The following is a 14,099-nucleotide window of genomic DNA, read 5'->3' on the forward strand; positions in this document are numbered from 1 at the left end:
TTCAAATATCCATTCTCAGGCCAGCGTCTCGCGCAGCCAGCCGTCCATGAACTCCACCCTTTCGCAACCGGCAAAGCGGGCGAGGCGGTCCAGCTCGGCCTCCAGCCGTTGCAGGCGGCCCGTGCCCATCGCGATGCCGCGCTCGGGCCAGAAGGCGCGGATGCGCAGGGTGGATTGGTCGCGGTGCGCCTTGGCGTCGATGCGGCCGATCAGGCGGGCGCCTTCCAGCACCGGAAAGACGTAATAGCCGTATTTGCGCTGGGGTTCGGGGACGAAAACCTCGATCCGGTAGTGAAAGCCGAAAAGGTGCAAGGCCCGGTCGCGGTCGCGCAGCGCCGGATCGAAGGGCGACAGGATGCGCAGGCGGCCCGGCGGTTCGGGGGCATTGGCCGCAGCCGCCAGCACATCGGGCCGGGCGAGGCTGCGCTTGATCCTGCCATCGGCGCCTTCGACTTCGACAGGCACCACCTCGCCCCTTTGCAGGGCGGCTTGCGCCCAGGCCTTGGCCTCGTCCGGCGAGATCATGTGCCAATAGGCGCGCAGCTCGCTCGGGTCGGCAAAGCCGAGCCGGTCGAGTGCTGCATTGCAGGACCAGTCGACCATGCTGGCCCGGTCGCCCTTTTGCGGGTGATGCGCCTCGGGGATGACGCGGTGCGACAGGTCATAGACCTTGCGGAAGCTTTCGCGCCGGGTGATCGCCAGCTTGCCGGTTCGCCACAGCCATTCCAGCGCGGTCTTGGACGGGTGCCAATCCCACCAGCCGCCCTTGCCGCGCACCTCGCCCTCGCCCACGTCCGAGGTGGTGAGGGGCCCCTCCTCCTCGATCCGGCGCAGGATGGTCTCGAACTGCGCCTCATAGCCGTCGCGGAACCATTTCTGCCAGTTGCCATGCAGGCGCGTCGCGTCGCGTTCGAAGCGGTGGTGCCAATGGCCGTGCAGATGGATCGGCAGGATCGAGGCGTCATGGGTCCAGTGTTCCCACATCAGCCGGTCCTTCTCGATCAACCGATGCAGCGCCTCGGGCTTGTAGGCGGGGCGGCGGGCGAAGAGGATCATGTGATGCGCCCGCTCGACCGTGTTGATGCTGTCGACCTGGACAAAGCCGATCCGGTCGATCAGCGCGGCCAGCGCCGCCCCCGAGGCCGGGCCGCTGGGCGGCTCTGCAAGGGCGTGACGGTCCAGAAACAGGCGGCGGGCGGCTTGGTTGGGAAGCAGGATCATGGGCCAAGGCTAGCAGGCGACAGGGGCCGGGCCAAGCGGATCTGCGGGCTGGGTCAGCTGGAACGCAGAACGTTCCGCTTTCGCCATAGTTGTGTCAAACTCGCTTGGCAGGTCGGTGTCCGTGTCATTGCAAAGGTTTTCCCAGATGAAATTTCCCCGCCTTCTTCTTGCTGCCCTCACCGCCTTGCCCGCCTTCGGCCCGGCCCTGGCTGAAACCGCAGCACCCGACCCCGCCGCCGATCTGGCCGCGATGACAGCCAAGGCCGCCAGCGACCGCAACCTGCGTGTTTTACTGCAACAGATGATACAATACAAATCGCGCCCATCCGAGGCGCGGTCTATGCTCGACCAGATGATGTTCCAGTTCGACGGTGTATGGCGCCGCCAGAGCGACAGCCCGTTGAACTACCGGGTGCTCACGCGGGTCCAGACCGCCCAGCAACGTGCGCAATACATTGGCCAAATCCTGAGCGCTGACCTGAACAACGATGGCCAGGTCACCCAACAGGAAATCAAGGAGGCGCTGAGCGTGCGCCAGATTCAGGGCGCGGCCGAGGCCTTCTTTACCTCAGATGCCAATGACGACGCCGTTCTGTCACCAGACGAGATTCGCGCCGCCGCCGACAGTCAGGTAAGTGTGAGCCAAGGCCGCGGCCTGCGCGCCAACCCTGCCGCGCTCTTCGACTTCGACGACGACGGCATCATGACCCCGGCCGAGCATGACCGCGGCATGGCGGCCCTGGGGCTATAGGATCGCGGGGGCGGCTTTTCAGCCCGCCCCATAGATCTGCCGCATCTCGCGGAAGGACATCAGGCGCTGGGTCTTCTCATCCCAAAGCTTCAGCTTCACGCAGGCGAGGCTTTCGCGGATCGTCAGCTTCTGCGCCTGGGCCAGAACCGGCTGATCGCGCAGCACCTCGGTCAGGCGGTAAAACGGGATGCGGCTGTAGAGGTGGTGGACGTGATGCACGCCGATGTTGCCGGTCAGCCATTGCAGGGGCTGGGGCAGTTGGTAGTGCGACGAGCCTTCCAGGGCCGCGTCATGGATCTGCCAGTCGGGCTCTTTCGCCCAATGCGTCTCTTCGAACTGGTGCTGGACGTAGAAAAGCCAGACGCCGATCGTCGCCCCGATCACCGAGGTCGGGATGTAGATCAGCAGCAAGGGCATCAGCCCGCCAAGCCAGAGGATCAAGGCCACGATGATCGCGATCAGCGCATTGGTCCCCATGGCCGAGGTCCAATAGCGCCAGCCCGATTTCATCAGGCCCATCGGCAGCCGGTTCTGCAGGATGAACAGATAGCTCGGCCCCAGCACGAACAGCACCAGGGGATGGCGGTACAGCCGGTACATCAGCCGGCCCCAGCGGCTGCGGGCGCGGTATTCCTCCACCGTCAGGGTCAGCACATCGCCGATGCCGCGCCGGTCGAGGTTGCCGTGCTGCGCATGGTGGACGGCATGGGTGCGCTTCCAGACGTCATAGGGCGTCAGCGTCAGCACGCCCAAGGCCCGGCCAAGCCAGTCCGAAACCGTCCGGTTGTGGAAATAGGAGGCATGGCCGCAATCGTGCTGGATGATGAAGATCCGCACCAGAAAGCCGCCGTTCAGCATCGCGATGGCGAGCGACAGCCAGGGCGACACTTCCAGCGCGGCCCAGGCGAGCGCCCAGAGCATCAGGAAGGGCACGAGCGTCACGCAAAGCTCGAAAATGCTGCGCCGGGTCGAAGGCTCGCGGTAGCGCGCCAGCGTCAGCACCCATTTGCGGGCTGCTTCTTGTCGCGCCTTGGCGACGGCAAGGTCAATTGTCATTCAGGGGCCTATGTTGAGAGGCGCAGAGGAAAGGCAGAACCAAATTTCAGCTTTCGCTCTGAGGGTCCGGGGCTCAAGCCCGGGCTGGGCTGCATTGTGGACCCTTTGGCCGCCTCAGGGAAGACTATTCCGCTGCGGGCGCAGCACGCAGGGCCGATTTGCGCTGTTTTTCACTCGCGGATTTGAGTTGTCCACAGGCGGCCATGATATCCTCGCCGCGCGGGGTGCGGATCGGCGAGGCATAGCCTGCGTTGTGGATGATGTCGGCAAAGGCATGAATCCGGTTGCCGGAAGAGCGTTTGTAGGGCGCGCCGGGCCATTCGTTGAAGGGGATCAGGTTCACCTTGGCGGGAATGCCTTTCAGCAGTTCCACCAGGCGCAGGGCGTCTTCCTTGCTGTCGTTCACATGGTCCAGCATCACATATTCAAAGGTGATCCGTTCCGAGTTCGACAGGCCGGGATAGGCGCGCAGGGCCTCCAGAAGCGTCTCGATGTTCCATTTCTTGTTGATCGGCACCAGCTTGTCACGCACCTCATCCGTGGTGGCATGGAAGGAGATCGCCAGAAGGCAGCCGATTTCCGTGGCGGTGCGGGCAATCTCCGGCACGACGCCAGAGGTGGACAGGGTGATCCGCCGGCGACCAAGGCCGATGCCCTCGTCATCCATCACGATCTTCATCGCGTCGCGGACATTGTCGAAATTATAAAGCGGCTCGCCCATGCCCATCAGCACGATGTTCGAGACCAGACGCACCTCGGGCTTCGGCTCGCCCTTTACCGGCCATTCGTTCAGATCGTCGCGCGCCAGCATGACCTGACCGACGATTTCCGCCGCCGTCAGGTTGCGCACCAGCTTTTGCGTCCCGGTGTGGCAGAAGGAACAGGTGAGCGTGCAGCCGACCTGGGACGAGATGCAGAGCGTGCCGCGCCCCTCTTCGGGGATATAGACCACCTCGACCTCATGCCCGCCCTGGATGCGGACGAGGTATTTGCGGGTGCCGTCTTCCGAGACCTGGCGGGTGACGATCTCGGGCAATTCGATGCAGAATTTCTCGGTCAGCATGACGCGGAAATCCTTGGCGAGGTTGCTCATCGCCATGAAGTCGCGCAGGCCCCAGTAATAGACCCATTGCCAGACCTGACCGACCCGCATCTTGGCCTGCTTCTCAGGCGTGCCCGCCGCGATCAAGGCCGCGCGCAGCTCGTCCCGGGTCAGACCGATGATGTTGGTCTTGCCCCCCTCCGCCAGCTTGCGCGGAATGGTCAGCAGATCCTGCACAAGCGGGGCCTGCGGCGTGGCGGTCGGAAGGATGGGGGTCTGAACGGTCGGGGTCTGGGCGGTGGTCATGGGTCTGGCTCCTGAAGCGGTGCATATAGGTGAAGTGCCAGCAAAAGAAAACAGGCGGCATACGCATGGCAGCTTGCCGGAGCCCGCGAACCATGGTCACCTCGCCTTGTAGGCGAGTCGAGGATAGAACGTGGCTGATTTTCAGATTTTGACGACCGAAGCTTTCGACAGCATCAACGATATTGTCGGCGGCGTCCCCACCAATGAAACCAGCACCTCTTTCAGCTATATCTCGAGTGCCGGATTGACCGTCAAGATTAAGGGCTTCGACCTGCATTATCGCAGCGGCACGGGAATCCCGGTATTCGGAACGATTACCGCCATGACCGTCTGGGACGGCACCAAGGAACTGGCCATCGCCCGAGACTTGCATATAACTGCAACAAGTTTCGCCAAATTCGCGTTCGGGCTGGTTGACGGTTCCCACAAGGTCCTGGAGCCCGATGCCGAGGCCCTGCGGTTGGAGATGCAATCCGGCGACGACAATTTCTATGGCAGCGGCGGCGACGACTGGTTTTACGCCAGCAATGGCCACGACAGCTATTACGGTGGAGACGGCGTTGACAGGCTTATCTTCAACGGCCTCGGCGTCACGATTGAACCGAAATATTTCGGATTGTCGATCGTGAACGATGGCTATCGCGAGAACGATTACTCGATCAACAGCATCGAAATGATTGTGACCTCGAACGACGCATCCAGCGGTGATAATGTAAGGCTGGCGCAAGGGGATGGCATGCATGGCATGGAGGTCTGGCTGCGCGCCGGGAATGATTCCCTGCAAGCTGGAAACGCCTTTGACACGATCTATGGCGGCGAAGGCAACGATTACATCCACGGTGGCGGGCTTATCGATGGTGGTCCGGGCGTCGATCGGATGTCTGTTGGGTACAGCGCTATTCTGGCCTTCTGGTCGGCTGACGACGGCGGACATGGCGCCGTCGTCGACCTGACCCTGAAAACAGAGCAGGTCCGGGACGATGGCTTCGGCAATATCGAAACCGCCGATTTCGCGCGTCAGTTGGCAGGCTCTGTTTTCGACGACAGGTTTTACGGCGGCGCCGAGGACAACATTTTCTGGGGCGACAGCGGCAATGATAGCCTGAGCGGCGGCGATGGCAACGACGAGATCTACGGCAACATCGGCAACGACACTTTGCTGGGCGGGAGCGGGGAGGACACCGTTAGCGCCGGGAGTGGCCGGGATCTGATGGACGGCGGCGTGGGAACCGACTTGCTGTCCCTTTGGGAATCCCACGGAACGGGTCATGGGCTGACGGTCAACCTGGGGCTCTATGGCGGGCGGGTGCTGGATGACGGTTATGGCAACCGCGAGATTGCCCTGAACTTCGAAGACCTCGCTGGCAGCGACAGGGCCGACAATCTGACCGGCAACGCCCTGACCAATTATATCTGGGGCAATGACGGCAACGATTTCATCTTTGGGGGTGGCGGCAACGACGTTCTGATTGGGGGGCAGGGGCGCGATTCGCTCGTCGGCGGGAAGGGCGACGACGCACTTTGGGGTTACAGCGGGGTGGATACACTTGTGGGAGGGGCGGGCGCGGACTCGTTCTTCTTCACGGATGCAATGCCCGCCTCCTCCGGGGTCGACCGCCTGGCTGACGTGACCCATGGCGTCGACAAGATCTTTCTTCCGATCGAATGGTCCGCCTCTTTCGAGGGCACAACGCTGACCTCGGCGCAATTTCTCAACCTGCCGGGCGCCCCTGTCGCGAAAACCACCTCGCAGATCGTCCTGTATGACAGGGCGACCGGAAATCTCTACTTTGATGCGGACGGCAGCGGATGGGCTTTTTCACCCGTGCTTCTGGCGCGCCTCAGCAATCACGCCGCCCTGAGCTGGGACGACTTCGCGCTGTACAGCTGACGCTTACTTGCAGCGGCTGGCGGCTTCGGTCATCGCGGCGGTGAAGCCGGAGAGGCTGAAGGTGTCCTTGGTCTGGGTGCCCTTGGCCGAATGCGCGGTCAGCGTGGCGGTCGAGCCCTTTTGCAGGGCGGCCATCAGCTTGGCGTCGTCATCGGCGCTGGACCAGGCCCATTCGCCCTTGGTCGACAGCTTGAAGGTGCTGCCGTCGATCGTGACATCGACCGTGGATTTGTCGGCAAAGGTATAGCCGCCGGTGAAGGAGGTCTCGCCCAAAGGCTTGCCGGGGCGGAAGGTCACGAAGAGCATCACGTCGCTGCGCTTGACCGAGACCGGCTTGCCGTCGCGGGTGTTCACGCTTTCCTTCGGCTTGGACACGCCCCAGCATTCTTTCGGGCTGCTGTCGGCGAAGACGCTCCATGCCGTCTTGCTGGCCACCAGATTGTCAGAGGTCGCCTGTGCGTTTACCGCACCTGCCGTCAGAACCAGGGCCGTGCCGAGCGCGGCACGCATCATCCAGTTTGTCATATCTTAAGCCTCCAGAAGCCTCTGCCCGCCCGGCCCCCTTGATCGGGGTTTTTCCTGTGGCGCGGGCCACATTCACTCGATATCCCATATGTAACCGATAAAGTCCGTTTCGCGAAAGCCCTATGGGCAGTTTTTCGCCAAGACGTGAAGGAGAAAACGATGGGAAAGACCAACCAGACGGCGCAGACCATGGTGGAAACCTGGCGCGGCGGGCTTTTGGAGAGCTATCACGCCGGTCACGCGGTGATCTGCGACGAGAAGGGCGAGATCATCGAGGCCTGGGGCAACCCGGAAGAGGTGATCTTCCCGCGCTCCTCCTGCAAGATGATCCAGGCCCTGCCGCTGATGGAAAGCGGCTGCGCCGATCAGTTCGGGCTGACCGAGGCGCAGCTGGCCTTTGCCTGTGCCAGCCACTGGGGCCAGGCCCTGCATGTGAAGATGGCCGCCAGCTGGCTGGAGGGTCTGGGCATGGGCGAGGCCGACCTGCGCTGCGGATCGCACGAGCCGACCGACAAGATCGAGCGCGACCGCCTGATCCGCGCCGGCGAAAGCCCGTGCCAGTACCACAACAACTGCTCGGGCAAGCATTCGGGCTTCCTGACCATGAACCGCCATATCAAGGGCGGGCCGGAATATGTGGAACACGACCACCCCCTGCAAGTGATGATCAAGCAGGCGTTCGAGGAAACCACCGGCGAAACGAGCCCGGGCTGGGGCGTCGATGGCTGCTCGGCGCCGAACTTTGCCACCTCGGTCCACGGGCTGGCGCGGGCGATGGGGCGTTTTGCCGGGGCGACAGGCGAGGGCGACAAGCGTGACCAAGCGATGTACCGGCTGACCAAGGCGATGGCGACCTATCCGGAGCTGGTGGCGGGCGACACCTCGACCGATACCGAGCTGATGCGCGCGATGGGCGGCAAGGTCACGATCAAGGGCGGGGCCGAGGCGGTGCATGTGGCGATCCTCCCCGAGTTGAAGCGCGGCATCGCGATCAAGATCGTCGATGGCGGGGCAAGGGCCTCGGATGCGGTGATGACGGCGCTGCTGATCCGGCTGGGCGCGCTGGAGGCGGGGCATCCTGCGGTGGCCAAGCGCCTCAACACGGTGCAGAAGAACTGGCGCGGCATCGAGACCGGGACTTTGCAGCTGGCGCCGGGGTTCCTCTAAGCCTCTGGAAGATGGGCAGATTGCCCATCCTACCGCCCAGCCAATGCGCGAAGGCCCCCGGCGTTCTGCCGGGGGCCTTTTTCGCAGGACAGTCACCGGCAGGCCGGGCTTGGTGGGGGCTACAACCCGAGCCCGCCGGCTTCTGCGTTTCGTAATGCACCATTAGCGCCGGATAATGGCGCAGCCGGGACCGGCTTTGGGCGCGGCTGCGTTCATTTCATGGTCGAAAATGGGCAGGGCGCGGCAGAGCGGCTTTGGCGCGGCGACAGGCTCTTGATTTGTGACACTGCGGCGGTAGACTTGACCCATGACGGTTCTGACGCCGACCCCTTTCCCGCATCCCGAACGCCCGCCCGAGCAGGTTTGTTTCGACCGCCGCGAGTTTGGCCAGATCTTCACGCTCTATGGCCGGATGGTCGCCCTGGGCGAATGGCGCGATTATGCGCTGGCCACGCTGCGCGACATCGCGATCTTTTCGATCTTCCGGCGCACCGCGGAAATGCCTTTGTACCGGGTGGAAAAGCGCCCGGCCCTGCGCGGCAAGCAGGGAATGTATTCGGTCGTGGCGATGGATGGGCGCATCCTGCGGCGCGGGCATGATCTGACCCAGGTGCTGCGCGTGCTGGAACCGAAAGCCGTCAGGCCGATCGACTGAACGGCTTAGAGCCTGCGGTGGCTGCGCAGGGGATGGCCTTCCTGCGCCTCGATCCTTGTGATCGCCTGCGCAATGCCTTCATAGGCCACCGACATGGTATGGCCATTGGCGTGGATCAGCCTTTCGCCATCCACCGCCATCGCGACATGGCCGGGCCAGAACAGAAGATCGCCGCGCCGGAACTCGCCCTGCACCACCGATCCGGCCTTTTCCTGCAAATCGGCATCGCCGCCGATCGTCACCCCGCAGGCGTGAAAGGCGATCTGGCAGAGGCCGGAGCAGTCGAGCCCGGCCCGCGCATTGCCGCCCCAGAGATAGGGCGAATGCAGGAAGCTTTCCGCCACCGCCACCGGATCGGACAGGGTTTCGCCCAGCGGCAGAAGGTGGCTTGCCGGAACGAAGCCTTGCAAGGTCTGGGCATATTTGCCGTTCTGCCCGATCACCGACAGTCGCGCCCCCATCGGCAGGGCCGCGATCTCGCGCGAGGAGGAGCGCGGTTGGGGGTAAAGATGCGTGCCGGGCGAGGCGACCCAATGGGTCAGCGGCGGTGCCTCTTCCAGCATCGCCTCGGGCAGCCAGCCGCAATAGCCGTCCTTGGCGGCAAAGCCGAAGGCATGGCCCTGATCGCGGTCGATCACGGTGAAATCCTCGCCCAGCCAGAGCTGTCTTTCGCGCGCACCGAAAGGTTCGCGCAGAAGGTCGGCAAGGGGGACGGCGATCTGGCGGAGCTGCCCCTCGGTGTAGGCCGGGGCCTCGACCACACCGCGGAGCGAGACATGGGCCACGCGGGTGGTGGCGGGGGTGAGGCGGCGGTCCATCGCCTTACAGCCCCAGGATCGCCGGCAAGGCGTTCAGCACTGCCCTTGCGCCCTGACCCACACCGCCCTTGGGCCGCGCCGGCAGGTCAGAGGGCGTATGGGCATAGATGTCGAAATGCAGATAGCGCGGGTTGTCGACAAAGCGGCGCAGGAACAGCGCCGCTGTGCCCGAGCCGGCAAAGCCCCAACCCGGCGCATTGTCGAGATCGGCGATGCCCGGCTCGATCACCACCTCATAGGGGTCGTGGAAGGGCAGGCGCCAGACCGGATCGAAACCGGCGACGGCCCCGGCCTCAAGCGCCGCCACGACACCCAGATCATTGCAGTAATAGGGCGCGAGGTCCGGCCCCACCGCCACCCGCGCCGCCCCGGTCAGGGTGGCCATCGACAGGATCATGTCGGAAGGCTCCTCCTCGGCCCAGGCCAGGGCATCGCCCAGAACCAGCCGCCCCTCGGCATCGGTATCGTTGACCTCCACCGTCAGGCCCTTGCGCGAGGTCAGGATGTCCTTCGGACGCAAGGCATTGCCGGAGATGGCGTTTTCCACCGCGGGCACAATGACGCGCAGTTGCAGGGGTAGGTCCAGCGCCATGATCATATGGGCCAACCCGAGGACGGTGGCCGCACCGCCCATGTCCTTCTTCATCAGGTTCATGCCGGACGAAGGCTTGATGTTCAGCCCGCCGGTGTCAAAGCAGACGCCCTTGCCGACCAGGGTCAGCTTCGGCCCCGCGCTGCCCCAGCGCATCTGCATGATGCGCGGCGCGCGGGTCGAGGCGCGGCCCACGGCATGGACCATCGGGAAATTCTGCGCCAGCAGATCCTCGCCACGCACCACGGTGGTGGCGGCGCCAAAGCGGGTGGCGAGGGCGGTGAAGGCATCCTCAAGCTCTGCCGGGCCCATGTCGGAAGCCGGGGTATTAACCAGATCGCGGGTCAGGAACTCTCCCTCCGCCATGGCGATCATCCGGGGGCCGTCCACCCCTGCGGGCAGGCGGAGGAGGGCTTGGGCCGCCGGGGTCTTGCCCGGGCGATAGCGGTCGAAACGGTAGGCCTGCAACAGCCAGGCCAGCGTGGCCTCGTCCTTTTCGGCAGGGGTCAAGTTCCCCTCCAGCGCCCAGTTGCCCGCGGGCAGGCCGGCGATCGCCTTGGCCAGACCAAAGCGCAGCCGCGCACGGGATTTCGCACTGCCGAGCCCGGCCACGGCGGAAATACCCCCCGCCCCGGGGATCAGCCGCAGATCGCCCAGCGCCGCCTCGAACCCGGTGGCCATCAGCCAGTCCTTCGCCGGATGGACGTCGCGGAAGGCGGGCCAGTCGTCGGCGCTGACCACGGTCAGGGTGTGAAAGGCCGCAGCGGGATCGGCAAAGCGGGCATCGGTCATGGCATTCTCCTGTCGCCCTGACCCTAGCTTTTCCGCGCCGGGCTGCAAGAGGCCTAACCCTGGGTCAGGCCCAACATCCCGCGATCCACCGCCAGCGAGCGTTCGGCCACCCGCAAAAGCCGCGCCCAGACGGCGGAGAAGGCGGTGACATCGCTGCGTTCGATACAGGTGCGCACGTCGTCGGCGATCAGGCCGAGGCTGACCATGCCGAGGTTCTCGCTCATCCGTTGCAGGCGGCGCAGCTGGCGGGCCATGTTGGCCAGGTCATGCGCCTGGACCTGGGCGGCCAGGCCCGACATCGTCACCGCCAGTTCGGTCAGGGCCCGCGTCACCACCTGTTCGGCCGAGGTCGTGCCAAGATTGCGATAGATCGTTGCAATTGGCTCTGCGTCCTGGCGCACCCGGTCATTGGGGCGCAAGGCCACCACATTCACAGCTGTCATTTCCCACACTCCTTCGTCACCCAAGGCCCATCCTGCACCGGCTTGCTGAAGAAATAGTTCCCCGCGGCCCAAAGGCGATGCGGATAGTCGCTACGAATCCTCTCGAATTTGCTGCAATTGCAAACTATGGTCAGCCGACCACGAAGGAGCCTCGCATGGACCAAGCCCGCCCCCTGCCGACCTATCTCGTGAGCCGCTTTCACGGCTGGCGCGCCACGACCTATCAGGAAAACCGCGCCTGGTATCGCCGATTGGCCGAAGGCGGCCAGCATCCGCGCGCGATGGTGATCTCCTGCTGCGACAGCCGGGTGCATGTCACCTCGATCTTCGGGGCGGATGAGGGGGAGTTCTTCATCCACCGCAATGTCGCCAACCTGGTGCCGCCCTATAACCCGGATGGCGAATACCACGGCACCTCGGCGGCGGTCGAATATGCGGTCACCTCGCTGGGCGTCGCGCATATCGTCGTGCTGGGCCATTCGAACTGCGGCGGCGTCAAGGGCTGCCACGACATGTGTTCCGGCCTTGCCCCGCAGCTGGAGGAGAAGTCCTCCTTCGTCGGCCGCTGGATGGACATTCTGCGCCCCGGCTATCAGCGCATCGCGGGCCTTCCCGAAGGCGAGCGTGTGCCCGCTCTGGAACGTCAGGCGGTGCTGGTGAGCCTGGAAAACCTGATCACCTTCCCCTTCGTCCGCGAGGCTGTCGCCAATGACATGCTGACCCTGCATGGCCTTTGGAACAACACCGGCGAGGGCGCCTTGGAGCAATATGACCCGTCCAAGGGCGGTTTCGTTCCGGTCTGAGCCTATGATCGGGGGTCAGACCAGAACCCCCGCCTTCAGGCCTTCGTAGACCGCCTCCTCCGCCGTGCGCGGGGCGAGGCAGTCGCCGATCAGATGCACCTCCACCCCCATGGCCTGCAGGCTCTCCGACAGGCCTTCCACCGGCACATGGCCGAGGGCGAGGACCAGCGTATCCACCCCCGCGACCTCGATCGCATCGCCATTGGCGGTGTGCTGCAGATAGACCGTGTCGCCCGCCGTGCCGTAAAGCCGTGCATAGGGCATGACCTTGACCTGCAGCCGGTGCAGTTCGGAGGCGATGTTGTCGCGCACGTAAAGCGGCAGCACCTCGCCCAGATGGGTGCCGTTGATGGCCAGAGTGACCTGTGAGCCTTCGCGGGCCAGGTGTTCCGCGATGCCCGGGCCGATCCAGTCACAGCGCCAGTCGGCAACCAGAACCCGCGCGCCGGGGCGGGCCTTGCGTTCCAGAATGTCCCAGGCGGTGAGGATCTGCATTTCGCCATCGCTGGGCAGGTCGGGCACATGCGGCAGGGCCCCGGTGGCGAGGATCACCGCATCGGGCCTTTCCTGCGCCACAAATTCGGCAGTCACCCTGATGCCGCGGCGGACCTGAACCTGGGCCAGCTCCAGCTCGCGCGAGAGGTTGGTGACGATGCCGCCGAACTCGGCCCGGCGCGGCAGAAGCTGCGCCTTCAGCGCTTGGCCACCCAGTTGCGGCGCGGCTTCATAGAGGGTGACCAGATGGCCACGCTTGGCGGCGGTGACGGCGGCCTTCATGCCGGCAGGGCCGCCACCGACCACCATCACGCGCTTGGCTTTCGGGGCGGGGGCAAGGCTGGCATAGGTCAGTTCGCGCCCGGTTTCGGGATGCTGGATACAGGACACCGGCAGCCCGCGATGGAAATGCCCGATGCAGGCCTGATTGCAGCCGATGCAGGCGCGGATGTCATCGACCGCCCCGCGTGCCGCCTTGTTGGGCATCTGCGGGTCGGCGATCATCGCGCGGGTCATGCCGCACATATCGGCCTTGCCGCTGGCAAGGATCGCCTCGGCCTCTTGCGGCTGGTTGATGCGGCCCGCCACAAAGACCGGGATTTTCAACGCCTTGCGAAAGCTCGATGCCTCGGGGGCCACATAGCCCGGGGTGAAGGCCATCGGCGGGGCGATATGCACCGCGCCGCCGACCGAGGCCGAGGTGCCGGTGGTGACATTCACATAATCCAGCAGATCCTCGGCCCCGACACAGGCGGCAATCGCCTCCTCCAGGGTCAGCCCCTCGTCATCGCGCTCGCCGCCGCTGATCCGCAGGCCGATGACGAAACCTTCGTCGGTTTCGGCACGGATCGCGGCGAGAACCTCGCGCAGGAAGTGCAGGCGGTTTGCATCGCTGCCGCCATAGGCATCGGTGCGGCGGTTGATACGCGGGTTGAGGAACTGCGCCGGCAGATAGCCGTGGCTCGCCACGACCTCGACCCCGTCCAGCCCCGCCTGCCGCATCCGCCGGGCGGCAGAGGCGTAGCCGGCCACGATCTCGGCGATCAAGGGCAGGGTGAGGGCGCGCGGCATGACGTGAAAGCGCTCGTTCGGGGTGACCGAGGGCGCATAGGCCACCGCCAGCAATCCATCCGCGCTTTCCATGATCTCGCGACCGGGGTGGAAGAGTTGCGAGAAGATCGCACAGCCTGAAGCATGGACCGTCTCGGCCAGGGCGCGGTAGCCGGGAATGCAGTCATCCGAAGTCGCCATCAGGAGATGTGAGGTATAGCGGGCCGTCTCGTGCACCCCGGCCACCTGCGTGACGATCAGCCCCGCCCCGCCCTCGGCCCGCGCCTTGTGATAGGCGATCAGCGCGGGGTTGACGGTGCCATCGCTCGGCAAGGTCGTGTCATGCCCGGTCGAGAGAATCCGGTTGCGCAGGGTGACACCGCGGAGGGTGAGCGGGGCGAAGAGATGGGGAAAGCGCATGGCGGCGACCTTGCTGAGGGGATCTGGCGGAGTGGTACGGCAGTTCAGTAAAATTTCAAAGGAAATTTTTAC

The 14,099-nt window shown here is 64.7% G+C and carries 13 protein-coding genes; 5 read left to right on the forward strand and 8 right to left on the reverse strand.

Translation table 11 applies throughout. From position 1 onward, the window contains the following. Positions 1 to 15: 15 nt before the first annotated feature. Positions 16 to 1,218 carry a winged helix-turn-helix domain-containing protein gene (locus AC1DZT_RS05855; protein ID WP_478005915.1) on the reverse strand — a complete coding sequence of 401 codons (1,203 nt, stop codon included), beginning with the start codon at positions 1,216 to 1,218 and terminating at the stop codon, positions 16 to 18. A gap of 148 nt (positions 1,219 to 1,366) precedes the next feature. Here AC1DZT_RS05855 and AC1DZT_RS05860 point away from each other — a divergent pair, with 148 nt between their 5' ends. Continuing rightward, positions 1,367 to 1,972: an EF-hand domain-containing protein gene (locus AC1DZT_RS05860; RefSeq protein ID WP_478005674.1), complete on the forward strand. Its 606-nt coding sequence runs from the start codon at positions 1,367 to 1,369 to the stop codon at positions 1,970 to 1,972. An 18-nt stretch (positions 1,973 to 1,990) separates the two neighbouring features. On the opposite strand, the gene AC1DZT_RS05865 is transcribed toward AC1DZT_RS05860, so the two are convergent. Beyond that, entirely contained in the window at positions 1,991 to 3,028 is a 1,038-nt protein-coding gene (locus tag AC1DZT_RS05865) for a fatty acid desaturase (RefSeq protein WP_478005675.1), read from the reverse strand. 124 nt (positions 3,029 to 3,152) lie between these two features. Beyond that, the gene (gene rlmN / locus AC1DZT_RS05870; protein ID WP_478005676.1) at positions 3,153 to 4,376 is read right to left on the reverse strand and encodes a dual-specificity RNA methyltransferase RlmN; all 1,224 of its coding nucleotides are present in this window, start codon (positions 4,374 to 4,376) and stop codon (positions 3,153 to 3,155) included. Positions 4,377 to 4,506: 130 nt separating this feature from the next. Here rlmN and AC1DZT_RS05875 point away from each other — a divergent pair, with 130 nt between their 5' ends. After that, positions 4,507 to 6,267, forward strand: a complete 1,761-nt coding sequence (locus AC1DZT_RS05875; RefSeq protein WP_478005677.1) for a calcium-binding protein — start codon at positions 4,507 to 4,509, stop codon at positions 6,265 to 6,267. 3 nt (positions 6,268 to 6,270) lie between these two features. Here AC1DZT_RS05875 and AC1DZT_RS05880 read toward each other — a convergent pair whose 3' ends face one another. After that, positions 6,271 to 6,792, reverse strand: coding sequence for an invasion associated locus B family protein (locus AC1DZT_RS05880; RefSeq protein WP_478005678.1), 522 nt, complete (start codon positions 6,790 to 6,792; stop codon positions 6,271 to 6,273). Positions 6,793 to 6,951: 159 nt separating this feature from the next. On the opposite strand from AC1DZT_RS05880, the gene AC1DZT_RS05885 reads away from it, so the two are divergent. After that, positions 6,952 to 7,959, forward strand: a complete 1,008-nt coding sequence (locus AC1DZT_RS05885) for an asparaginase (RefSeq protein ID WP_478005679.1) — start codon at positions 6,952 to 6,954, stop codon at positions 7,957 to 7,959. Between the two features lie 307 nt (positions 7,960 to 8,266). Further along, the gene (locus AC1DZT_RS05890; RefSeq protein ID WP_478005680.1) at positions 8,267 to 8,614 is read left to right on the forward strand and encodes a DUF2794 domain-containing protein; all 348 of its coding nucleotides are present in this window, start codon (positions 8,267 to 8,269) and stop codon (positions 8,612 to 8,614) included. 5 nt (positions 8,615 to 8,619) lie between these two features. On the opposite strand, the gene AC1DZT_RS05895 is transcribed toward AC1DZT_RS05890, so the two are convergent. From AC1DZT_RS05895 to AC1DZT_RS05905, 3 genes are read right to left on the reverse strand one after another with little or no spacing between them, the layout of a single operon-like run. Next, the gene (locus AC1DZT_RS05895) at positions 8,620 to 9,432 is read right to left on the reverse strand and encodes a C40 family peptidase (protein ID WP_478005681.1); all 813 of its coding nucleotides are present in this window, start codon (positions 9,430 to 9,432) and stop codon (positions 8,620 to 8,622) included. A 4-nt stretch (positions 9,433 to 9,436) separates the two neighbouring features. Further along, positions 9,437 to 10,816 (reverse strand): leucyl aminopeptidase family protein, encoded by a 1,380-nt coding sequence (locus AC1DZT_RS05900; protein ID WP_478005682.1) that lies wholly within the window; start codon positions 10,814 to 10,816, stop codon positions 9,437 to 9,439. A 53-nt stretch (positions 10,817 to 10,869) separates the two neighbouring features. Next, positions 10,870 to 11,259 (reverse strand): hypothetical protein, encoded by a 390-nt coding sequence (locus AC1DZT_RS05905; protein WP_478005683.1) that lies wholly within the window; start codon positions 11,257 to 11,259, stop codon positions 10,870 to 10,872. Positions 11,260 to 11,414: 155 nt separating this feature from the next. Here AC1DZT_RS05905 and AC1DZT_RS05910 point away from each other — a divergent pair, with 155 nt between their 5' ends. Continuing rightward, complete coding sequence (locus tag AC1DZT_RS05910) at positions 11,415 to 12,062, forward strand: carbonic anhydrase (RefSeq protein WP_478005684.1); 648 nt, start codon at positions 11,415 to 11,417, stop codon at positions 12,060 to 12,062. Between the two features lie 15 nt (positions 12,063 to 12,077). Here the strand turns inward: AC1DZT_RS05910 and AC1DZT_RS05915 are convergent, their stop codons facing one another. Then, positions 12,078 to 14,027, reverse strand: coding sequence for an oxidoreductase (locus tag AC1DZT_RS05915; RefSeq protein ID WP_478005685.1), 1,950 nt, complete (start codon positions 14,025 to 14,027; stop codon positions 12,078 to 12,080). Positions 14,028 to 14,099: the final 72 nt, after the last annotated feature.

The organism is Rhodobacter sp. P1_C2, assembly GCF_056406375.1.

Bases quoted from the DNA above. Each gene is read 5' to 3' on its own strand.
- AC1DZT_RS05865 (WP_478005675.1), bottom strand. From the start codon at position 3,028: ATGACAATTGACCTTGCCGTCGCCAAGGCGCGACAAGAAGCAGCCCGC.
- AC1DZT_RS05900 (WP_478005682.1), bottom strand. From the start codon at position 10,816: ATGACCGATGCCCGCTTTGCCGATCCCGCTGCGGCCTTTCACACCCTG.
- AC1DZT_RS05915 (WP_478005685.1), bottom strand. From the start codon at position 14,027: ATGCGCTTTCCCCATCTCTTCGCCCCGCTCACCCTCCGCGGTGTCACC.
- rlmN (WP_478005676.1), bottom strand. From the start codon at position 4,376: ATGACCACCGCCCAGACCCCGACCGTTCAGACCCCCATCCTTCCGACC.
- AC1DZT_RS05860 (WP_478005674.1), top strand. From the start codon at position 1,367: ATGAAATTTCCCCGCCTTCTTCTTGCTGCCCTCACCGCCTTGCCCGCC.
- AC1DZT_RS05895 (WP_478005681.1), bottom strand. From the start codon at position 9,432: ATGGACCGCCGCCTCACCCCCGCCACCACCCGCGTGGCCCATGTCTCG.
- AC1DZT_RS05905 (WP_478005683.1), bottom strand. From the start codon at position 11,259: ATGACAGCTGTGAATGTGGTGGCCTTGCGCCCCAATGACCGGGTGCGC.
- AC1DZT_RS05910 (WP_478005684.1), top strand. From the start codon at position 11,415: ATGGACCAAGCCCGCCCCCTGCCGACCTATCTCGTGAGCCGCTTTCAC.
- AC1DZT_RS05880 (WP_478005678.1), bottom strand. From the start codon at position 6,792: ATGACAAACTGGATGATGCGTGCCGCGCTCGGCACGGCCCTGGTTCTG.
- AC1DZT_RS05885 (WP_478005679.1), top strand. From the start codon at position 6,952: ATGGGAAAGACCAACCAGACGGCGCAGACCATGGTGGAAACCTGGCGC.
- AC1DZT_RS05890 (WP_478005680.1), top strand. From the start codon at position 8,267: ATGACGGTTCTGACGCCGACCCCTTTCCCGCATCCCGAACGCCCGCCC.